This window comes from Algoriphagus boritolerans DSM 17298 = JCM 18970 (assembly GCF_900108085.1).
Lineage (GTDB): Bacteria > Bacteroidota > Bacteroidia > Cytophagales > Cyclobacteriaceae > Algoriphagus > Algoriphagus boritolerans.
The window spans coordinates 88,001-110,318 of sequence record NZ_FNVR01000003.1; the positions used below are offsets into that span (position 1 = coordinate 88,001).

At 41.6% G+C, this 22,318-nt stretch carries 20 protein-coding genes and 1 pseudogene; 14 read left to right on the forward strand and 7 right to left on the reverse strand.

Annotated features, from left to right (window positions below):
- The first annotated feature begins 39 nt into the window (after positions 1–39).
- From C4S61_RS04115 to C4S61_RS04135, 5 genes and pseudogenes are all read left to right on the forward strand, one after another.
- Positions 40–1,197 carry a glycoside hydrolase family 26 protein gene (locus C4S61_RS04115; protein ID WP_103923533.1) on the forward strand — a complete coding sequence of 386 codons (1,158 nt, stop codon included), beginning with the start codon at positions 40–42 and terminating at the stop codon, positions 1,195–1,197.
- A gap of 203 nt (positions 1,198–1,400) precedes the next feature.
- Positions 1,401–1,867: pseudogene (locus C4S61_RS04120) on the forward strand (efflux RND transporter permease subunit); the annotation flags it as partial.
- A gap of 4 nt (positions 1,868–1,871) precedes the next feature.
- Positions 1,872–2,120 carry an acyl carrier protein gene (locus tag C4S61_RS04125; protein WP_103923534.1) on the forward strand — a complete coding sequence of 83 codons (249 nt, stop codon included), beginning with the start codon at positions 1,872–1,874 and terminating at the stop codon, positions 2,118–2,120.
- 416 nt (positions 2,121–2,536) lie between these two features.
- On the forward strand, positions 2,537–4,840 hold the full coding sequence (locus tag C4S61_RS04130) for a PAS domain-containing protein (protein ID WP_103923535.1): 2,304 nt from the start codon (positions 2,537–2,539) through the stop codon (positions 4,838–4,840).
- Between the two features lie 472 nt (positions 4,841–5,312).
- Positions 5,313–5,981 carry a CAP domain-containing protein gene (locus C4S61_RS04135; RefSeq protein ID WP_103923536.1) on the forward strand — a complete coding sequence of 223 codons (669 nt, stop codon included), beginning with the start codon at positions 5,313–5,315 and terminating at the stop codon, positions 5,979–5,981.
- 69 nt (positions 5,982–6,050) lie between these two features.
- Here the strand turns inward: C4S61_RS04135 and C4S61_RS04140 are convergent, their stop codons facing one another.
- A complete protein-coding gene (locus tag C4S61_RS04140; RefSeq protein ID WP_103923537.1) occupies positions 6,051–7,862 on the reverse strand; it encodes a glycoside hydrolase family 2 protein in 1,812 nt (603 codons plus the stop codon).
- 26 nt (positions 7,863–7,888) lie between these two features.
- Positions 7,889–8,743: a hypothetical protein gene (locus C4S61_RS04145; RefSeq protein ID WP_146064340.1), complete on the reverse strand. Its 855-nt coding sequence runs from the start codon at positions 8,741–8,743 to the stop codon at positions 7,889–7,891.
- A gap of 180 nt (positions 8,744–8,923) precedes the next feature.
- Here C4S61_RS04145 and C4S61_RS04150 point away from each other — a divergent pair, with 180 nt between their 5' ends.
- Entirely contained in the window at positions 8,924–10,654 is a 1,731-nt protein-coding gene (locus C4S61_RS04150) for a phospho-sugar mutase (protein WP_103923539.1), read from the forward strand.
- Between the two features lie 99 nt (positions 10,655–10,753).
- On the opposite strand, the gene C4S61_RS04155 is transcribed toward C4S61_RS04150, so the two are convergent.
- Positions 10,754–11,698: a succinylglutamate desuccinylase/aspartoacylase family protein gene (locus C4S61_RS04155; protein ID WP_103923540.1), complete on the reverse strand. Its 945-nt coding sequence runs from the start codon at positions 11,696–11,698 to the stop codon at positions 10,754–10,756.
- 3 nt (positions 11,699–11,701) lie between these two features.
- On the opposite strand from C4S61_RS04155, the gene murB reads away from it, so the two are divergent.
- Entirely contained in the window at positions 11,702–12,790 is a 1,089-nt protein-coding gene (gene murB, locus C4S61_RS04160) for a UDP-N-acetylmuramate dehydrogenase (RefSeq protein WP_262495002.1), read from the forward strand.
- Here the strand turns inward: murB and C4S61_RS04165 are convergent.
- Positions 12,787–13,269 (reverse strand): deoxycytidylate deaminase, encoded by a 483-nt coding sequence (locus tag C4S61_RS04165; RefSeq protein ID WP_103923542.1) that lies wholly within the window; start codon positions 13,267–13,269, stop codon positions 12,787–12,789. The two genes, murB and C4S61_RS04165, sit on opposite strands and share 4 nt — an antisense overlap.
- Between C4S61_RS04165 and C4S61_RS04170 the strand changes: the two genes are divergently transcribed.
- The 6 genes from C4S61_RS04170 to C4S61_RS04195 all read left to right on the forward strand — a co-directional run bounded on the left by C4S61_RS04170 (position 13,268) and on the right by C4S61_RS04195 (position 16,430).
- Positions 13,268–13,972 (forward strand): DUF4136 domain-containing protein, encoded by a 705-nt coding sequence (locus tag C4S61_RS04170; RefSeq protein WP_235009792.1) that lies wholly within the window; start codon positions 13,268–13,270, stop codon positions 13,970–13,972. The genes C4S61_RS04165 and C4S61_RS04170 overlap by 2 nt on opposite strands.
- Position 13,973: 1 nt before the next feature.
- On the forward strand, positions 13,974–14,300 hold the full coding sequence (locus C4S61_RS04175) for a DUF962 domain-containing protein (RefSeq protein WP_103923543.1): 327 nt from the start codon (positions 13,974–13,976) through the stop codon (positions 14,298–14,300).
- A gap of 101 nt (positions 14,301–14,401) precedes the next feature.
- Entirely contained in the window at positions 14,402–14,758 is a 357-nt protein-coding gene (locus C4S61_RS04180) for a response regulator (protein WP_103923544.1), read from the forward strand.
- 84 nt (positions 14,759–14,842) lie between these two features.
- Positions 14,843–15,328, forward strand: coding sequence for a hypothetical protein (locus C4S61_RS04185; RefSeq protein WP_103923545.1), 486 nt, complete (start codon positions 14,843–14,845; stop codon positions 15,326–15,328).
- A 57-nt stretch (positions 15,329–15,385) separates the two neighbouring features.
- Positions 15,386–15,589, forward strand: a complete 204-nt coding sequence (locus tag C4S61_RS04190; RefSeq protein WP_103923546.1) for a hypothetical protein — start codon at positions 15,386–15,388, stop codon at positions 15,587–15,589.
- Positions 15,590–15,992: 403 nt separating this feature from the next.
- The gene (locus tag C4S61_RS04195) at positions 15,993–16,430 is read left to right on the forward strand and encodes a DUF6526 family protein (protein WP_103923547.1); all 438 of its coding nucleotides are present in this window, start codon (positions 15,993–15,995) and stop codon (positions 16,428–16,430) included.
- On the opposite strand, the gene C4S61_RS04200 is transcribed toward C4S61_RS04195, so the two are convergent.
- The 3 genes from C4S61_RS04200 to C4S61_RS04210 all read right to left on the reverse strand — a co-directional run bounded on the left by C4S61_RS04200 (position 16,427) and on the right by C4S61_RS04210 (position 20,627).
- A complete protein-coding gene (locus tag C4S61_RS04200; protein ID WP_103923548.1) occupies positions 16,427–17,533 on the reverse strand; it encodes a glycerate kinase in 1,107 nt (368 codons plus the stop codon). The two genes, C4S61_RS04195 and C4S61_RS04200, sit on opposite strands and share 4 nt — an antisense overlap.
- A 2-nt stretch (positions 17,534–17,535) precedes the next feature.
- On the reverse strand, positions 17,536–18,885 hold the full coding sequence (locus tag C4S61_RS04205; protein ID WP_103923549.1) for an alanine/glycine:cation symporter family protein: 1,350 nt from the start codon (positions 18,883–18,885) through the stop codon (positions 17,536–17,538).
- Positions 18,886–19,034: 149 nt separating this feature from the next.
- The gene (locus tag C4S61_RS04210) at positions 19,035–20,627 is read right to left on the reverse strand and encodes a family 20 glycosylhydrolase (RefSeq protein WP_103923550.1); all 1,593 of its coding nucleotides are present in this window, start codon (positions 20,625–20,627) and stop codon (positions 19,035–19,037) included.
- A 220-nt stretch (positions 20,628–20,847) separates the two neighbouring features.
- Here C4S61_RS04210 and C4S61_RS04215 point away from each other — a divergent pair, with 220 nt between their 5' ends.
- Positions 20,848–22,308, forward strand: coding sequence for a Gfo/Idh/MocA family protein (locus tag C4S61_RS04215; RefSeq protein ID WP_103923551.1), 1,461 nt, complete (start codon positions 20,848–20,850; stop codon positions 22,306–22,308).
- Positions 22,309–22,318: the final 10 nt, after the last annotated feature.

Here is a 22,318-nt window from a genome sequence, read left to right on the forward strand (position 1 = left end):
ATCAGCTGATCTGATTACTGAGAAATAAAATACAAGACAATGAAAAAAGTAATTTATAGATTTTTGGTAGTAATCACCTCCCTTGCGGTCGGAGTGGGATTGGTCGCCAGTATTACCTATGTAGGTGATGAATCTTCAGGGCCTGTAGAGGACGCATTTTTCAAGATAGGTAGAGCTATTTCTGAGTTTGAAGAAAAACATATTCTAAAACAGCGATCCAAGAGTCGATCGGCAAAGCTTGCCTGGTTTGCGGAAGCCCAGTACAACAGAGAATCTTTGAGAGATCCAAAGAAAATATTTCTGGGTGCGTACGATAATGAAGCAACCACAAGCGTTCAACCAATCATAACGCTGGAGGATTCGCTGGATACAGAGTTTCCACTGATCCATATCTATGGAGCCTGGGGAAGCAAACGGGAACAACGGTTCCCGAAAGATCAAGTCCATTCGATTGCCACTTTAGGATCAGTACCGGTAATCACCTGGGAACCCTGGCTGAATGATTTTGGAGGTGGGGAATTTTCGGATTTGCCACCGGTGGAAGAAAGGAATAAAGAAGGAATGAAAGCCGTTGCCGAGGGAGTCTACGATTCCTATCTAATCCAGTGGGCAAAAGATGCAAAAGATGCAAAAGTGACACTGTTCTTGAGGCTCGGCCATGAAATGAATGACCCCTACCGCTATCCTTGGGGTCCCCAAAACAATGAACCGGAAGATTTTATCGCTGCTTGGCGCCATGTAGTAGATCTTTTCAAAAATGAAGAAGTCACGAATGTACTTTGGGTGTGGGCCCCTCACCTAGCCTATGGTCAATTCAAAGAATACTACCCTGGAGACACTTACGTTGATTGGGTGGCTACCGGTACGCTGAATTATGGAACGGTGGCTCCTTGGAGTCAATGGTGGTCGTTTGAGGAGATATTCTCCAAGTACTACGAAGAACTGGCTGAATTCAATAAGCCTATCATGATCGCCGAGTTTGGTTCCTTGGCTGTTGGGGGAAATCGGGCAAAATGGTATGCCGAAGCCCTGAAAGATTTTCCTATGAGATTTCCAACTGTAAGGGCGCTAATCTTTTTCCATAACAAAAGCGATGGCACCACGACCTACCAAAGTCTAAACTGGTACTTTGTGGAAGAAAACGAAATCACTGCGGCAATTAGATCGCAGATTAAAGGTTGGTTTATAGCGTCATAGAAATAAAAAAAGTAATCTAAAATTTGGATGGTTAAACAGTGTTTAAAACTGCAACAGGTAAAAGGTTTTTCTTTTCAATAAAATTGAGACTAATCTTTTTGCTGGCGACCTGCAAGACACTTGGATAGAACGATTACAGCAGTCTATATTTCAAAATAGGCCGAGAATATAAAACAAGGCAACAACCTTTTGCAGAATTTAACACGGTAATAATTGTCACCGTCTTCCTTTTCATTGCCGTGCTAATTTTGCTTTTCAAAACCTTCAAAAGCACCATTATCGTCCTGTCTGAAATCCCGCGAGGAATGGTGAGGCCTTGATAGCGATTTGGATTACAGGAAATTCACTTTCATTTGTAGCGATTATAGGATTGATAGCGTTGGCGGGTATAGAAGTAAAAACTTCCATTTCGTTAGTCGATTTCACTAATCAACTCCATTTGGAAGGAAAACCTTTGGATGCTGCAATTCGTGAAGCAGGAGAAATTCGGTTTTTGCCTATTATTTTGACAACTATTACAGCGATTGGAGGTTAAACTCCAAATGCATAGCGTACAAATCCTTTAATTTCACCGTTAGCCCTAGTATTGATTGGAGGTTTGATTAGCTCCACACCGTTATCCAGAATTGTCACTCCGGTGATGTATAAATTGTTACCTCCTAAAATTTGAAAACATGAACCAACATTTCGCACAACTCAAAAAAGCCATAGGGGTCTTTCATTCTTACGGCATCACATTGGCCGGTCCACGAAAAAACGATCATTTTATCCAGCAGCTCAACATGGATCCGGTTTTTATCAATGGGCTTATCTTCGAACTGGAATATAACCTTCAGATAGTTCTCCAAGACGAAATGCTGGGAAAGGCATGTACTCCCAAAGAAGTCATTCGGCTTTTGCTGACCATACCTCAGGATAATTAATGATGGGAATTTTGAAGCATGCAGCAAGATTATGAATGAGTTGGAATGCTGTATCTCACTACCTGAAAATTAAATTCCGAAAAACACTATCGGATAACCAGTGAAATCCAGGTATTCATTTCGAAGTTTAAAAAGTAAATCCATCCGGGGCTCATCCTCCGGATTTTTTTCTGTTGACCAAAAAGTCTACACCTTATGCCAATAATCAGCAAAATTCGGAATTCCAGAAAAGCACATCAATTTAGTCAGAAGGCATTGATTTACATTTCAAAGCAGTTTTTTTCGCTTCAAATATTCTCTTTTCATCTTTAAGGGATAATTCAATCACCCCATCGATTACCCAAACTTATTCATCGGAAATTGGAATATTTTTTTCTTCCATCAGGAAGATTGTACCAAACTGAGGGATAAACAACATGAAAAAAATGAATTTGGACTCTTCTATCCTATCAGCCCCTAGTGAACAAGCTACGACAAAAGAAATACTTCTTGAGCAATTTGAGCTGCTGACTCAATCCGGCACTTGGGAATATAACCTTACAACCAATCAGCTTATTTGGTCTGATGGAGTTTTCAGAATGTTGGGATTTCAGCCACAGGAATTTGAAGTCACTTTTGAATTGGCTTTCTCAATGATTCACCCCGAAGACCGGTCGCATGCGCATGCACAATTGGAGAAGTCGCTGGCCGGTAAAAAGAAATACGAAATCAAAAAACGGCTATTAACAAAAGATAAAAAGGTTATTTGGGTGATGTCCAAAGCCAACTTTATTCACGATAAGGTATCAGGTCACCAAAAACTCCTTGGCGTATTTCAAAACATACAGGATTTTGTTCAAACCAAAGAAAAACTTAAAAATGTTAAGCGAAAAAACCGTTCCCTGATTGAAAATCTTGATGGCATCTTTTGGGAGGCAGATGCTCAAACTTTTGAATTCACCTATATCAGTCCTCAGGTGGAGCAAATTACAGGCTACAGTGCGAAAGAATGGCTGGAAACTGCCGGTTTTTGGCAAAGCCACATCCATCCACAGGATCAAAAATATGCCTTGGATCTTTGTCACAATGAAACCCAAAAATTGAGTGATCACACATTTGATTACCGATTTTTCACCAAAACAGGAAAAACCATCTGGCTCAATGATCGGGTAAAAGTCATCTCCAAAAAAGGAAAACCCTACAAAATCCAGGGCATGATGGTAGACATTACCGCCCAAAAAGAAACCGAACAGGCCTTAAAAGATGAAATCAGTCTCAATCAGTCCATCTTGCATCAATTGCCCAGTGTTTTCTTTGTTTTTAATACCGAAGGAGAATTCCTACTCTGGAACAAGCAATTTGAAAAGATTTCAGGATACACTGCCCAAGAAATCTCCAACATGAAACCCCAGGATTTCTTTGGAAATGGGGATAAAAATTTCATTGAAGAACAAATCCAAAAGGTACTGACAGAAGGTAATACAGATCTTTATCTTGAGGTTGTTTCCAAAAGGAACCAGAAAATTCCGTTATTCCTTTCGGTGTCAAATCTTCGGTACAAAGGAAAATGTTGTCTATTTGGTACGGGTCAGGATATCACCGAATTGGTAGAAAGTCGACGGTCTACGATAGAACACATTGAGCGCTATCAGATGGTCACTCAAGCCACGAATGATGCGATTTGGGATTATGATGTTGAAAAAGACAATCTGTATTGGGGAGATGGATTTTTGACGCTATTCGGATACGATCCCAAGAAGATCAAAACCAATTTTAAATTTCTTTTGAGCCTGATTCATCCGGATGACCGAAAAAGAATCTATGGTCTGATCCAAAAATATTTTGATCCTTCCTGTACAAAAACCAAATGGCTCGAAGAATATCGATTTCTGAAAGGTGACGGTACCTTCACCCACGTGCAGGATAAGGCGCTTTTCATCCGAGATGAGAAAGGAAATATCACGAGAGTCGTCGGCGCAATGCAGGATATTTCCAAGCAAAAGGAATACGAAGAATCACTCAAATACCTAAATGAGAAACTGGAAAAGAACGTTCAGGATTTGGCATATTCAAATCACGAACTTCAGCAGTTTGCCTATGTGGTCTCTCATGATCTTCAGGAGCCGCTTCGAATGATTTCCAGTTTCATGGGCCGTTTGGAATCACGTTACAAGCATCTTTTGGATGAAAAAGCCTTGGAATACATATCGTTTGCAACCAATGGAGCAAAACAAATGCAAAGAATTATACTCGATCTGCTCGAATTGTCTCGGGTAGGAAGAGTATCCGAAGAAAAGGAAGAATTGAGGCTGGACGATATTTTGAATCAAGTTCAACAATATTTAAGAAAGCCAATTCGTGAGAAAAATGCTAAAATTTCTTATCAGGGTATTTCGATGATTAATTCCTTCAAAACCCCGCTGGTACAGATTTTCCAGAATCTCTTGGGAAATAGCATCAAATATTCCAAGCAAACCATCACCCCTGAAATTGCAATTCGCTCAAGGGAACTGGAAACTCATTATGAATTTACTGTGAAAGACAATGGGGTTGGTATCGACCCTGAGTACTTCAACAAGATCTTCGTGGTTTTTCAAAGGCTCCATTCACCGAAGGAGATAGAAGGTACGGGTATTGGATTGGCTATTGTCAAAAAGGCGGTGGAGTTCCTGGGTGGAGAAATTCAGGTAAAATCTGAGTTGGGAAAAGGTTCCGAATTCACCTTCACGATCAAAAAATAAAATCATTTCTCCCAGCTATTAAGCCTCTCAAGATAAAGCAGTTGGGGATTTTAAACCGAAAATTCGATTAAAATTCCTTGAAAAATCAGAAGCTTTAAAAAATAATTCGATTTTGATTTCGTCATAAAAGACAACCAATCGAATGCATGAAATCGAGCATGACTAAAAAGTCACACACTGGGATGATTATAATGCATGCGAGATTCTCCCGAAGAAAAATCGGGACAGGCTATCTGACCATTGAAAAATAACTTATAAACAGATGAAATCGAGCATGACGAAGATCGTCACACACTGGGATGATTATAAACCATGCGAGATTCTCCCGAAGAAAAATCGGGACAGGCTATCTGACCACTGAAAAACAAATTATAAACAGATGAAATCGAGCATGACGAAGATCGTCACACACTGGGATGATTATAATTTATGCGAGATTCCATCTGACCAATAAAAATCAAATTATAAACAGATGAAAAGAGTATTGATTTTGGGCTTTATCCTGATTTCCTGTTTTGCAAAAGCCCAATCTTGGACGAATGATTCCTATTCGCGGTACAACGAAGTCACATTTTACAAAGTTGAAGCTCTATACAATCTGATAGACTTTAAACGGGTGGATATTAAGCTCCTGCAGGCCGCCATCTTCTACGTTACGAATGAGGAGCGAAAAAAAGCCAAACTCAAGACATTTAATTACAATTCAAAAATCGAAAATATAGCCGCGGGACATGCACAGGACATGGTGAAGTATAACTTTTATTCTCATACGAGCCAAATCCGAATCAAACGAACCGTCCAGGATCGATTCCATTTGGAAGGGCTAAATCCCAAATTTTATGGGGAAAATATCTGCTCGACCTATGGACTCCAGTATCAAAATGGGAGAAAGGTAAATCCCCCCTATCGCCCAGGTGAGTTTACTTATGCGTTCACCTCAAAAAAAGAAGTGATTCCTCCGCATACGTACATTTCTTTTGCAAAGGAAGTCTTGAGGCTTTGGATGGAATCTCCCGGTCACCGTCAAAATATTCTTAATCCTAAGTTTACCTCTTTGGGATGTGGGGCTAGCATTTATTTTGACAAAAACTTCTACAATATGCCCTACCTCAAGGTGGTACAAAATTTTGGCAGTGATTGAGTAAAAGTAAAAACTACTTTTTCGATCACTACCCTACTATTTTATGAGGCTCAAAACCAGTTCAAAGGCCTACTTATACAATTTTTCGTGTGCTTTTCGCAACTCTTCCACAGCAATTTTGATTACCTGACGGTCATAGGTCATCAGCCCGTTGGTCTCCACTTCCACATCGGTAGTCTGGGTGTAAATGGCCGCGGCAAGTCCTTTCGGGATGAGTTCGACCAAATCTTCCAGCAAGATCATGTACCGAGCTTTTAGCTCTTCCTGCGTGGAAAAACTTTGATATCCCCAGTTGTCTTTTTGCTGCCAAGTATGCCCTTCAAGGGGCAATCCCAAACCCCCAAACTCACCTAAAACCAAAATATTGGCTTCTCCAAAAATCTTTGGGTCCGGCATCACCGGATCTGGATAATTGTGAAGGTCCATAATATCTCCTACCACTTTTGTCCCATCCATTTCAAAGTTTCCGCCACTTGCTGAATTTATCAGGCGGCTGGGATCCAGTTCACGGGTCATTTGAGTAATCTCGGCTGTCTTAAACTGCCCCCAAGCTTCATTGAAAGGTACCCAGGTGATGATGGAAGGAAAAAACCGGAATTCGTTGATGATTTCCTTCCACTCTGCTTTGAAAATAGCTTCCGATTCGGCTGTTCTATTTTTATACATTCCTTCTCGGATGACCCCAGGTCGTACTTCCCAACGATTTCCCATGTCCCCACTTGGCATATCCTGCCAAACTAGCATACCCAGCCGATCAGCATGATAGTACCAGCGTGCAGGTTCTATTTTTACATGCTTTCGGATCATATTGAATCCCATTTCTTTTGTCTTCTGGATGTCAAATAGCAAGGCTTCATCTGTCGGGGCAGTGTAAAGTCCATCAGGCCACCATCCTTGATCTAATGGGCCGTATTGGAAAAGAGGCTTTCCATTCAAAAACATCCGCTGATGGCCGTTTTGATCTTTTGCCATTCGGATATCACGGTAGGCAGCGTAAGACTTAACTTGATCCACTACTTTTTTTCCTTCGAAAATTTTGATGGAAACATCATACAGAAATGGATCATCAGGCGACCATGTTTTTGGGTTTTGCAGTCGGACAGGTAGCGGTTTGTTCGCTTGACCCCTGAAACTTCCGACCACAGTCCCCTTGTCCAGAATAGATACTTCTACTTCCTGCCCTTCTTTTGGACTGGTGACTTCAGGATAGAATACCTGCATGCCATTTTCCCAGTCTGTCATCGAGTAAGTAGACGAAATATATCCCGAGGGCACTTCCAACACATAGACACTTTGCCAGATTCCTGTCACCGGCGTGTACCAGATTCCTTTTGGATCTTTGACTTGTTTTCCCCTCGGCTGTGGTCCAGAGTCACTTGGATCCCAAACACGGACACGAATTTTTTGAGTTTTGCCTTTGACGAGGAAATCCGTGATATCAAAGCTGAATGAATCATATCCCCCTTGGTGTTTACCCACATTCTTGTCATTCACCCATACTTCGGCTTCCCAGTCCACCGCGCCAAACTTCAAGAGAATTCGCTTTCCTTTCGGGTTCAACTGTAAATCAAGGGACCGCTCGTACCAGAGTTCATTTTCCGGTCCAACAGGCTTTTGGACTCCTGACAGAAAAGATTCGACAGGAAAGGGAACGGTGATTTTACCGGCAAAGCCAGTTTCAGGACTACTCCCTTTTGGCAAGATGGCAAAATCCCATTGACCGTTGAGGCTTTGCCATTTTTCTCTCACCAATTGGGGTTCCGGGTATTCCGGATGGGGATTCGTGTGATCCACCATGTCAGACCAGGGTGTCTTAATTATTGTCTGGGAATAAACCCCCGAATTGATAATACAGAATAAAAGGAAAAAAAAGTTTCTCATGATTGAATAGAAAGGTGTGATTAAACTTATTGAAAATGAAACCAAAGTACAAGGGGATCAATGGACAAAAATGGTGTACCAGAGGAATGTACGGATGGAGATTGAGTGACTTTAGCTGGACTTAGGAAGGGTTGATTAAAGAGAAAAGCCAAATCAGAGGTTAATTGAGGAAGGGAGTTTTCGATGCGTTGATCTTTACCCAATCCCAAAAAAACGCCCGGGGTTTCGGTAGCAATGTCCAGTGTAATTGATTCAAATTCCAATTTTACAGTATGTATAGGTTGAAAGAAACCCTGCTGAAAATCGGACAACTCGACTTCCGGATCAGCCATCGGTAAGAAATCCGGGTTTTTCCACTGCCCAAAGCCAGTTCCGGAAGATTTCCATGAGATTTGACTTAAGGACTTATCCGGAAAGTTAAAACCAAGCCCAAGCCAAGTTGCATTTTGAAGACCTTCCGGGGTGCTCTTAGCTTCCATTTTTAACTGACCATTTTCATAGACGGTCCATACCAGGCTACTAGGCCAAGGATTGTAAGAGGATCGGATCTGAATGGAGCCATCCTTGAGTTTTTTCCAACTTACACTGGTAAAGGAATTTGGGTTAACTCCTGATTCAACATCTTGAGAAAAAGGCAATACATGCATTCCCACTTTCACCTTCTCCAAGGTTCCTTTTGCCTTGCCAAATACAAAGATCCGATCACCGACAGCGATTTGTAATTCGTGATTGGATTCTCTGACTGAAATTTTATCGGAATTATGGAAATCCGAATTTCCAATGGAAATTTCGGTGTGTGGAGAAGTGAAGAAAAGAAAGCTGAAGGGAAGAAATAGAACGAAAAGGCACGAAGCCTTTAAATTTAAAAACTGGAATGGCATACCTATCAAATCAAACAAATTGAGATTCTAAAGTAGGCTTTATCTTTTCTTTTTTGAAACCCGAGCGGGTTATTTCTGTTTTCCCGCACCCCAAGGAATAGGATTTAATCAATTTATCCCCAAAAGTGGCTTTTTTTGACATTTTATTTAACTTAGAGCCACACTGAAATTTTTAAAAAAATGAGTTCAATTGATCCGACAATCTTACGCAAAGCACAAAGCTGGCTGGATGGAAATGTGGATGCCGATACCAAGGCATCAATCAAGAAACTAATCGCTGATAATTCCACCGAACTGGTGGATTCCTTTTATCAAGACCTCGAGTTTGGTACGGGCGGATTAAGAGGCCTGATGGGTGTAGGTACGAACCGAATAAACATCTACACGATAGGAATGGCTACGCAAGGATTGGCAAATTACCTCCTGAAATCCTTCCCTGGTCAAGAAATCAAGGTGGCGATCACCCATGACTGCCGGATTAACAACACGCTTTTTGCAAAAACAACCGCTGATGTTTTTACGGCGAATGGCATAAAAGTATTGTATTTCAGAGAAATGCGTCCCACCCCCATGCTATCCTTCGCTGTCAGGCATTTTGGGTGCAAAAGTGGAGTCATGATCACCGCCTCACACAACCCCAAAGAATATAACGGTTACAAAGCCTATTGGGAAGACGGAGCCCAGGTCGTAGCACCTCATGACACCAATATCATAAAAGAGGTACAGAAGATCACCTCTTTTGATCAGGTCAACTGGAATAAAAACGATTCACTTTTTGAATACATCGAAGAAGACTTTGATGCGATTTACATGGATTTGGTAAAGGGATTGAGTTTGTCCCCCGATGCCATACGAGCACAGAAAGCTATGCCAATCGTATTTTCTCCTATTCATGGAGCCTCCGGCAAAATGGTGCCTGCAGCGCTTAAGGCCTATGGTTTTGAAAATGTACATATTGTCAAAGAACAAGGCGAGCCTGATGGTAATTTCCCAACGGTCATTTATCCTAATCCTGAAGAAGCGGAAGCGCTTACCATGGCGATCGAACTGGGTAGAAAGGTAAACGCAGAATTGGTTTTGGCCTGTGACCCGGACGGAGACCGATTTGCTGCGGTTGTGCCGGATGAAGCGGGCGAATTTGAGCTACTCAACGGGAATCAATCCGCGGCCATGCTCAGCTATTACTTGCTCAGCAAATGGAAAGAAGCCGGTAAACTGGACGGGAATCAATTTATGGTCAATACCATTGTAACCACCGAGTTGATCAATGAAATCGCCGCTGGCTTTGGGGTGAAATGTTTCAATGTTTTGACAGGATTCAAAAATATCGCTTCAGTAATACTACAGCTGGAAGGCAAGGAAACCTTCATTGGTGGCGGGGAGGAATCTTATGGTTATCTGGTTGGAGATTTTGTGAGAGACAAAGATGCAGTAAGTGCCGCAGCAATTTTTGCAGAATTGATAGCGTACTATAAAATTCAAGGTAAAAATGCATTTGATGTTTTGGCAGAGATCTACTCAAAGTTTGGTTTTTACAAGGAATCCCTAATCTCGGTAACCAAAAAAGGGAAAGACGGTGCTGAACAGATCCAAGCCTTGATGAATGATTTCAGAACAAATCCCCCTACCCAAATAAACGGGATAAAGGTGGATCGAATCGTGGATGTGAAAAATTCCACCATTACCCACCTCAAAACCGGTAAGGTAGAAAAACTGGACATGGAGAAATCCAATGTGATGCAGTTTTATCTGGCAGATGGCAGCAAAATCTCTGCAAGACCTTCAGGAACAGAACCAAAAATCAAATACTATTTCTCTGTCAGTGCGACTTTGTCTGATCCAAAGGATTACCGAAAAGTAGAAGCAGAATTGGTGTCTAGATTGGAAGGATTAAAGAATTATTTCAGCTAAAAAAACCGTAGTCAAATGTAAAAAAGCACCGGGAAATCGGTGCTTTTTTTTTGAAATCATCCCAATCGATGGAGCTGGTTTTGGCTGAAAAATTCTTGACTATTCTCTCCCGATATGAACAAGTGCATCCCCGACGTTCACTACAGGGTTATTGTTTAATCCGATGACATGACCATTGGAATTGGCCTTTACAGGCACAATCACCTGACCGTAAGGATCTGATATCCTGGCGATAATTTGACCTTTTTTTATTGATTCACCCAATTTCACGGAGGAGTAGAAAATCCCAGAAGCTTTGCCTCGTGTCCATTCGCTGTCTTTGAGTATCAAAGTAGCATGTGCAGTATGCGGGTAATCGATCATATTAAGATGATGAAGCAATCGCCTGGTTCCCAAAATCCCTTCATCAATCGCTAAATTATCCAAACGCATACTTTCCCCTCCCTCAAAAACCAAGAGATGTTTTCGGGCATTGAAGGCTGTTTTTCGGAAAGATTTTTCGATGTGTTTGGTGTTAACGACATAATAGGTCCCAAATGCCTTTGCCAGCTCCAATGCGATTTTGTCTTTGAAATCCACACGGATTTGAGGCTGGTTGGATAGCATTCGGCCGCCGGTATGAAAATCTATTCCGTAATCTATCTGGGGAATGATCTGTTCGCTCAGGATATAAGCAATACGGGAAGCAAGAGAACCTTTTTTATTTCCCGGGAAACTCCGGTTGAGATCACGCCCATCAGGAAAAGTCCGGCTATTGGATAAAAACCCATAGATATTAACCAGCGGAATCACAATCAGCGTTCCTTTGAGCAATTCCAAGCCGGAGTCAATTTCCTCCAATATCCGCTTGGCAGTAAATATCCCATTGATCTCATCTCCGTGAATTCCCCCACTGATCAGCACGACTGGTCCTTCCTCTTTTGCGGACCGGATGAAAATAGGAAGATCAATTAAGGTGTGCGTGGGAAGTTTGGCTATAGGTAATTCGATGTTGACTGATTGACCGGGGCGAATCCGGATGCCATTGATCAGAACTTCTTTCATTAAATGGTCAGGAAGATTGGTGGTTTTGTTTCACATTGGCTCAAAATCTTGCTTATTTCACACGACAAAACCAAGTGCATGAATATACAAGAAAACATTTCTCTGAGAGGTCTTAATACATTTGGTATTGCCAAAAACGCCAGATTTTTTACAGTAGTAGCCAGTATAAATGGCCTAAAGGAAGCCTTGGCTTGGGCGAAAAAACAAAATCAAAAGGTTCTGATCCTTGGAGGAGGCAGCAATATTTTATTGACGGCTGATTTTGACGGATTGGTCATCAAAATAGAAATCAAGGGAATAAAACTCATCGAGGAAAGTGAAGACTATTATTGGATTGAGGTGGGTGCAGGGGAGATTTGGCATGACTTGGTCATGTATGCCATCACTCAAAACTGGGCGGGGCTCGAAAACCTTTCCCTGATTCCGGGAACCGTAGGAGCCTCTCCCATGCAAAATATCGGAGCCTATGGAGTTGAAATTCAGGAGGTCTTTGAGAGTCTCCTTGCCTTGGATCGTGAGAAACTTACACTTAAAACCTTTTCTAAAGAGGAATGCAAATTCGGATATCGTGAAAGTGTATTCAAGCATGGGTTTAAAGATCAGTATGTCATTTGTTCCGTTCGCTTCAAACTCAGAAAAAAACCAGAGCTAAAAGTAGAATATGGAGCAATCCGGGATGTATTGAACGAAAATGGAATTCATAATCCCGGCATACGGGAAATCAGTGATGCCGTCATTGCTATTCGAAGCTCCAAACTTCCTGATCCAAAGGAAATTGGAAATGCAGGTTCATTTTTTAAAAATCCGACAATCGACCAGGCTAAATTCACTGAACTGAAGTCAAATTTCCCAGAAATACCCGGTTACCCAACCCAAGAAGGTATGAAAGTACCTGCAGGATGGCTGATCGAACAGGCAGGCTGGAAAGGAAAAAGAATCGGAGAAGTAGGAGTTCACGCCAAACAGGCCCTAGTCTTGGTTAATTATGGTGATGGTGACGGAATGGAAATCATCAGATTGTCGGAGCAAATTAGGTCTTCTGTGAAAGAAAAATTCGGGATTGAACTCCAGCCAGAAGTCAACTTCATTTAAATCAAGGGATCTGACACCGGAAGACTTTTACTGTATCGCTCCACTTCCACTCCGAATTTTTTGAGAAAATCCACTCCCTCATCTGAAGAAATCCCCTTGTACTCGGCATAGGAAAATAAGTAGATGACCTTTGAAATCCCCATGGAAAAAATAATTCTTGCACACGGCAAGCATGGCGCCAGGGTCACATAGAGTGTGGATCCTTCCACGGTTGTGTTGTTCTTCACAGCATATAGAATGGCATTTTGCTCGGCATGTAGCGCAAGAGAGCAACTCCCCTTACTGTCCCGAGCACAGCCATGCTCAGGAAATTCCAAGTCACAATTGTGGGTTCCAGCCGGCGGACCATTGTACCCGATAGAAATAATTCTCGTCTCTTTAGTCAGGACGGCACCTACATGCTTTTTGATGCAGTGGGATCTCTTGGCAAGGTTTACTGCCAATTCCATAAAAATATCGTCAAAATCAGGTCTGCTCATGAAAATTCGTTTGGCAAAAATAGTAAACCCACTCATTCTTGAGAAAAAGATTGTAAATAAAGGCTTGTGTTTTTTCGTTAAGGAAGAAAACCTAACTTTCAATATCAGCTCTCCAATATCCCAATACACAGATATGAAGTGGAAATTTCAGCATAGTATCTTATCCTTATTCCTTGTAGTCTTTTCTTCCTGCAGTTCGATTGAAGTGTTCAATGAAAACAATGAGCTGCCTCTGGTAAGACCCTATCAAACGTTCGTCATAATTAATAAGGAAGTCGGTATGAGAGGATTTTCATCTCAATTCATCGATGAATTGGTTCAAATTCAAATCCAGGAGACACTCGAGAATGCAGGAATGATCTACGATTCCAAGCAACCCGATGTAGTTATCCGCTACCATTCAAATGAAGACATAAGGCAGAGAGAGGTGATTAATAATCTAAATCCCTATCCATTTTGGGGTTACCGAGTCTATAATCCATGGATTTTCTACCCCTATCAAGACAACCGAATATCCACAAGTAATTATGAGCTTTTGCAGGTGATTGTTGATTTCATAGACCCTGTCCAGGATAAATTCCTCATGACTTTAACCGGGGTCACGGAGGTATCAAGCCCCAAGCAAAAGCAGAAACGAGTGGAAAAAACGCTGGATTCGGTATTAAGATTCTTTATAAGTCAAAACAATCAAACCCGAAATTGAAATGGAAAAAAAATATTCAACCCTTAAAGAATTCTATCCCTTTTACCTGGAAGAACACCAAAATCATACCTGTCGAATCCTTCACTTTGTAGGAACGGGCCTGGTCCTTTTGATTCTTGTAGGAGGAATTGTGTCGGGAAAGTATGGTTGGTTATTTACGATCCCGGTAGTGGGATATGGATTTGCCTGGGTAGGTCATTTTTTCTTTGAGAAAAATAAACCAGCCACCTTCAACTATCCACTCTACAGCCTTGCTTCTGACTTTCTTTTGTTTTTTGATTTATTAACTGGCAAGGAGCATTTCAAGAAAAATGCAAAAAATCTATGAATAGTGCCAAATTTTTCTGGCAAAGAATTTGTTAATATAAAAAAACGGCTGTATTTTTGTATGGTTATTAATGTATTTCAAAACCAAATTTTTGCACTTCGATGCTTACAATAGTTCTCATAGACGATGATCCGATCAGCACATTTGTGACTGAAAAATTGATCCTGAAAAATGTCAAGGAACCTTGTAAGTTCTACAAATATCAAAGTGCAAAAACTGCATTGAACGAGATTAATGAAATCAAACCCAATTACCTCTTTTTGGATCTCAATATGCCGGAAATGAATGGATGGGATTTTTTAGATCAATTTCACCCGGACAATGATGATGCCCAAATCTATATTTTGAGCAGTTCTGTAGACCAAAGGGACATCACCAAAGCCAGTCAATACCAAGTTGTAAAAGACTATTTGTCAAAGCCTCTGATAAAAAAATCGATCAAGTTGATTTTTAACTGATCGTTCATCCATCATTTTTTCAAGCCTACCCCATTTTTTCAAACCTACAATCACGTAATTGGTTATAGTAGGAAAAATTAAACTATGGCAAAGGCAAATCCTAAACTAATAAAAGCGATAGAAGATACGGCTTCCAAACTTTTGAACGGAGCCAATTACCAATGGGGACATATGGGTGCATGCAACTGCGGAAACCTTGCCCAAGAACTAACCCACCTGACCAAGGGAGAAATTCATCAATATGCTATGCAAAAACAGGGTGACTGGAATGAACAAGTCCTTGAATATTGCCCTAGCAGTGGCTATCCGATTGATCTGATGATTTCTAAAATGCTTGAGTTTGGACTCACTCTAGAAGATTTGGCAAATTTGGAAAAGCTTTCAGATCACTCCATTCTAAGTCGAATCCCAAAAGAAAGAAGAGACCAAATCAACAAAAATTCCAGAGAGGATGTAGTCTTATACATGGAAACTTGGGCCAAAATTTTAAGAGAAAATTGGATCTTAGATAATGAGACACCCATTGAACTGGAACTGAAAAAAAAATTAGAGTTACCCGTATTGGTGTAATTAAAAATTTGTCTTATTTCGCATCGGTTAAACATTAAAAGCCCTATAAAAACAGCTATGGAGGATTTTGAAGAAGATTTCGAAGAAATTGATGATTTCGAAGAAGATGATGAATTCGAAGACGATTTTGAAGACGAATATGACCTTGATGAGGAAACAGAATTCCTGGATGACAACATCGTAGATTTCGGAGAGGAGGAAGATGATTTTGAAGATGCAGATGAAATCGTAGAAGATGACTTCGAGGACGATTTGGATTAATTCTTAAATCGCAGCGGGAAAGGTTGTTTTGCTTTTGTAAAATCGGGTTCCGGCACTATCTTCGTGCATCCAAGTGAATTATAAAATTTAGCAAATGATACTATTAGACATTTTCAGTTCTCCAATCATGCCAGGTGCGCAATTATTTTTGTTGATTGTATGCATTTTAATAGGGCTTGGCGCAGGACTTTCTGCCATTGATGTTCGAAGTACTTTCAGCAAGAAAAAGAAAGCTGATCATTGATCTAAAACCAATTTAATTTTAGGAGGCTAAGCCTCCTTTTTTTTTACCCAAATTTCCAGAAAAATATTCCTTGACAAGGATTTGCGAAAGCGATCAGTATCAATCATCTTTTGCAGAAAGGCAGCCTATCTGTATTATATAAAATCAAAAACTATTCTTATGAAAGCTCAGAACTATAAAAATCACGCACGCTATTATCCATTCCATCATTTTATAATCACCCCGCTGACCTTGATCTATCTTGGAATTACGGTGTATCGATTAGATTTTACAGGCGAAGAAAATACTTACGCCAGCCTATATTCACTACTTGGAGCTATCATTCTTGTTTTACTTCCACTTCTAGCTAGAATTTATGCACTAAAAACCCAAAACAGAATAATCCTCCTAGAGATGCGTCAACGCTACTTTCATTTAACTGGTAATTCATTCTATCCTATTGAACGTCAGCTTAGACTAGGTCAAATTATTGCGTTAAGATTTGCAGGTGATGAAGAGTTGGCAAACTTAATCGAGCAAACTATCCTTAAAAAATTAAGCCCGAAGGAAATCAAACTTCAGATAAAAGACTGGCAGGGAGACTACCGAAGAGTTTAACTAAATTTTTCATCCAAAATTGCCATGCCAATTAGCCTGTCAAGATTTTGACGCGCTTTTTCTTTGTAATCTACAGATGAAAAATCCAAATCAGGAAGTTCTAATACCAAATCGAAACCAGCATTTCGTCCCCCTTGGCCAGAAGTAATCAAGGCAATCTTTTTCCCATAACTACGCGCCAAGCTTAGCAGTCCATAGCTTGCTTTTCCTTGATCACTTTGGAAATCATACTGCCCCTCACCCGTGATAATCCAGTCTGAATTGGCAATTTTTCTTTGAATCCCAACTAAGTCAAAAAAATAAGCCGCTCCAAATTTGATTTCTGTGGGAAAGAAAAAATCCAAGCCCAAAGCGATACCACCGGCGGCACCATAGCCTGAAGTATCAACCCATTCTTTCTTGGTTTTCATGATCAACAAATCAAGTACTTTTTTACAAGCTCGGTCATACCAATCAAGCTTGTCAATCGGAATACCTTTCTGAGGGCCAAAGACTTGAACAGCTCCAAACTCACCAAAAAAAGGATTGTTCACATCACAGAGACAGGTAAAATTAACTTCTGGAAGGTTGGGTGTCAGCTGAATATGTTTTATAGCTTCCAAAAATTTTGGAGAAAATACCGTCAACTCCCTTCCTTTTTCATCCAAAAACAAGACCCCCAATGCTCTTAAAATGCCGATACCAAGGTCAACGGTTGCACTCCCTCCCAGCCCAAGCACAACTTCTTTGGCTCCCCATTCAACAGCCTTTCTGATCAATAGCCCTGTTCCATAAGTTGAGGCGGAGAAAGGATCCCGTTGTGTAAACTCAAGCGATCCAATTCCCGATACGGTGGAAACGTCGATATAGGCTTTATGGAAGGCCGGAGCCCATCCAAAATAGCCCATCATTGGCTGCCCAATTGCATTTAAGGACGGGACAAAAACTTTTTCCAGGCCCAAAGAATCAATCAACAAGCTGCAAGTGCCATCTCCCCCGTCTGCAACCGGCTGGATTTGACACTCAGCGCCTTGAATCTGTTCTAATTGAGCTCCAATAATTTTCGCAGCATCAGTAGCTGAAATTGTTCCTTTAAATGCATTGGGCGCAATTAAAAACCTCATCACTAATTAGCTTTCATCCGTGCAAAATAATCTTTGGAAGCAGCCCGAACTTTAGGAGACAAATAAAGAGCGGCTATCATATTTGGAAAGGCCATCACAGCGTACATTCCATCCACCAGGCTTACCACGACCTCCAAGGAAGCTACCGCTCCTACCACGATCGTAGCCAAATAGAAATAGTTGTAATAATTCGCCTTCCCTGCCCCAAAAAGGTAATTGGTGCATTTGTGTCCATAGTACGAATAAGTAAACATGGTAGAAAGTGCGAAAACCAGGACTGAAAGCATCAGCAGGTATTTTCCGTAAACTGGAATTCCAACTTCGAAGGCTTCTAAGGTCAATCTCACTCCATCATTTTCTGAATTCTCCCAAACACCGGTAAGCAAAATCACCAGCGCCGTCAAGGTGCATACAACTATGGTGTCCACAAACGGACCCAACATAGCAATCAACCCCTCCCGGATAGGCTCGTTATTTTTAGAAGCCCCATGAACCATCGGGGCAGTACCTATACCTGCTTCATTTGAAAATGCGGCTCTTCTCGCTCCAATTACGATCACTGATCCTACAGCACCACCCATTACTGCATTTCCTGTGAAGGCATCTACTACAATCAATTTGAGCATTTCCGGTACCTGTCCCAAATATTGGAAAACGATAATCAGCACTGTGATCATGTATATTCCTACCATGAATGGGACCATTTTGGATGCAACTGATGCGATTCTTTTGATTCCGCCGAGAATCACCACAGCAGTCAAACCCATCATACCAAAACCAATGATCCAGCGGTTTCGGAGGGTTTCCTCCATGGAATCAGGTTGGATCAAAACAGCTTGAATAACAGCAGTAAGTTGATTTGCCTGAAAAATCGCCAATAGTCCGATTACACCGGCTACACAAAAAATCACGGAAAGAAACTTCCATTTTTTACCCATTCCCTCTTCGATCACATACATGGGACCACCCTGAATCTCTCCCGAACTGTCCCTTCCCCGATACATAATCGCCAAACTACAGGTGTAATATTTGGTAGCCATTCCTACAAATGCAGCTATCCACATCCAGAATAATGCACCAGGGCCACCCATATTGATAGCAATGGCTACACCTGAAATATTTCCGAGGCCCACTGTAGCTGCAATGGCAGCTGATAGCGCCTGTGCGGATGAAATTTGACCAGGAGCTGTGTCCTCATCATGCTTTCCTCTGAGTAATCTTATCGCATATCCGATTTTCAGTATGGGAACAAACCCGGAATGAATGAAAAAAAAGGTACCTCCCCCGAGCAATAAAACCAAAATCGGTGGTCCCCATATCCAGTTACTAAATTCAATGATAATGTCCCCCATGAATATTTTTTACATTAATGAAATGTCGGAATTGTATAATTGAATTCGATAATAGACCCATTTTACCCAAAATCAAAAAAGATTAAAGTTTAGAGCTAAAAAAAAAGCCTGAAACGCTAATCAGTATCAGGCCATAAAAGTGCAAAGATTTACCAAGTTATGGTTGGAGACTTATAGAAGCCTATCCCCTGAATCTCCCATTTTTTTCCATGAACAGGAATTCTTTTACTAAATCCTTCCCAATTTCTCCTGTCCTTGTGGGTCCATGCTACCTCAGCGATTGCCGCAATCCTTGGAAAGACCAAATAATCAATATCGGCCCGATTGGTCACGGTCTCGGTCCAAAGCGGAGCCTCTACCCCTAGAATATCCGCAGCAGTGATTCCTTCTGCATACTCGGATGGTTCCCATAGGTATGCAGAATCCAACTCAACATAAGCTGCCCAGTGAAGTCCAATTCTGGAAGTACTGTCGTATTGCATATCCAGATAGACTTTTTTGGCTGGAGACATCAGCACCTTATTGCCCTGGTCTTTAGCAAGTTTCGCGTTTTCCTCAAGCGCCCAGAATTGAGCGATATTACCGGGAAGTAATTTTGCCGTAGCCACTTCATCCCACCCAATGCTTGTTTTCCCATATTTGGAAACGATATCCTGTACGCGCTCCACAAAATAAACGTAGTCGTCTTTTTCTGTAACATGGGACTCATCGCCTCCTATGTGAAAGTATGGACCGGGTGTGATCGCTGTTATTTCTCTTACTACACTGTCCACAAATGCATAAGTAAGTTCCAAATCGGTGGCAAACGTACTCCAACCTACCTCAATACCGGTGTAGAGCTCTGAAGCTTGCGGATTTTTCAAAGGCATTTCAAAATCCAACGGTGCCTTATTCACTGAGTCCAGTTTCCCGTTTGGTAAATTCACTCCGGGGTTCAATTCTCCGTAAGACGCCAAAGCTGAATTGGTATGACCCGGCATATCGACTTCGGGTACTATAGTAATAAACCGATCCGCCGCATAAGCCACAATTTCTTTGTATTGCTCTTGGGTATAAAAACCGCCTTTTCCGCCTCCTACTTGAGTACTTCCACCGATTTCGGTAAGCTTGGGCCAGGATTTAATTTCAATGCGCCATCCTTGATCGTCGGTCAGATGAAGATGAAGGTGGTTTAACTTGTAGACTGCCATCTGATCGATGTAATATTTGACATCTTCAACTGAGATAAAATGCCTTGCCACATCAAGCATGGAACCACGATATTCAAATGTTGGAGAATCTTTGACCGAACCTGTTGGAATTTCCCATTCGATCGCCTGAACAGACCTATTGGCAATAAGGGGAGGAAATAGCTGTAGAAAGGTTTCCACCCCGTAAAATAGTCCCGCTTCACCTGATGAGCTGATCTTTACCTCTTCTTCCGAAATCAGAATCTCGTAACCTTCTGCACTAGCTTCTCCTGTCAATTCCAATATAATCACACCCGAATCAAAGGAAACCGGAATATCAAAACCTGTAGCTGGTCTAAGTTTCTCAGCAAGATGCTCCCCTATTTTCGATAGATAATTACCTGAGCCAACCAGCCTGATTCCTGCTTCAGGAGTCAATTCAAAGGACCCAGAACCATTGGTGATTTCTTGGGGAAGTGGAATGATGGATGAATCAGATAATTTTGCAGACTTTTCACAAGCCCCCATTGCCAATAAACCGACAAGAGCTGGGACCAAAAGATATTTTTTCATGCTGTATGATTTTGCCTAAACTTACCTGAATTTTTCGCAAATCTCTTTTTCTAAAATCAAAAAAATTTGAAATTGAAGGTTTTGGAACGAGAATTAGATTTATCAGGTAATCCTACCTAAAATTTCAACAAAACCCATACTTATCAAAAAGACAACGAGGAACTCTAATGTCTTTTTGATATTTTAGGATGTCTTAATTATAAACTCAATTACAGATTATATGAAAAATAAAGAGTCCAATCCTGAGCAGAATAGCAGGAGGAGTTTTATCAAAGGCTCTGCACTAGCTTTAGCGGGATTTTACATCGTACCCAGACATGTCCTGGGTGGTCCTGGCTTTGTTGCCCCAAGTGATCGATTGAGAGTTGCCAGTATCGGTGTTGGTGGAATGGGTGCAAATGATGTCAGTGGAGTCTTTAGAAGTGGAAAGGTGGACATTGTTGCGCTTTGTGACGTAGATGATACCCGGGCTAAAAGAAGCCGTGACGAGCACCCAAAAGCATCCTATTATAAGGATTACCGCATAATGCTCGAAAAAGAAGATAAAAACATCGATGCCGTAACAGTCTCTACTCCAGACCACATGCATGCGGTTCAAGCCATGATGGCTATGAAAATGGGAAAGCATGTCTACGTACAGAAACCCTTGTCGCACGACATATACGAGGCCAGAATGCTCACTGAAGCCGCTGAGAAATACAAAGTAGTCACCCAAATGGGAAATCAAGGCTCATCTGGAGATGGTGTGCGACAGATGGTAGAATGGTATAATGCCGGACTGATTGGTGAAGCCACGAAAGTTTACTCCTGGACAAACAGACCCGTTTGGCCTCAGGGAATAGAATGGCCCAAAACCCCAAAAACTCCTCCGACTGATTTGGATTGGGATCTCTGGCTGGGAACTGCACCATACAAAGATTACGTGGAAAATCTAGTTCCATTCAATTGGAGAGGGTGGTGGGACTATGGAACCGGAGCCTTAGGTGACATGGCCTGTCATATTATGGAGCCTCCATTCCGGGTCCTCGGCCTAGGCTATCCAAAATCCGCCGAATGTTCTGTTGGTTCTGTGTATGTCGGTGAATTCATCAGAGGCTATTTCCCTGAAAGCTGCCCTCCGTCATCTCATATCACCCTGCGATTTGATCAGCCAGGCAAACCGGATCTGGAATTCCACTGGATGGATGGAGGAATTCAGCCAACAAGACCCGAAGAGCTCGAACCAAACGAAATGATGGGAGATGGGGGTAATGGCGTAATCATCGAAGGAACAGCCGGAAAAATGATGTGCTCCACCTATGGTGCTAACCCAAAACTTCTTCCTACCAGTCGAACTTCTGAAGTAAGTGTTCCCCAGTCTGAATATAGAGTACCAGAAGGTGATCGTGGACATTATACTAACTGGGTGGAAGCCTGTATCAGTGGCCATGGTTCTGATGAATTCAAGAGATTGAGTTCTCCATTCTCCGTCGCCGGACCTTTGACTGAATCAGTTTTGATGGGAAACCTCGCTATACGAAGTTATGACTACCGAGTTCCCAGAGATGGTTCTGCCAATCAATTTGACTATCCTGGAAGAGGAATTAAGCTTTTGTGGGATGGTCCAAACATGAAAATCACCAATTTTGAACCTGCCAATCAGTTTGTCAAAAGGGAATACCGGGGAGATTATTCTCTTTGATATTAATAAG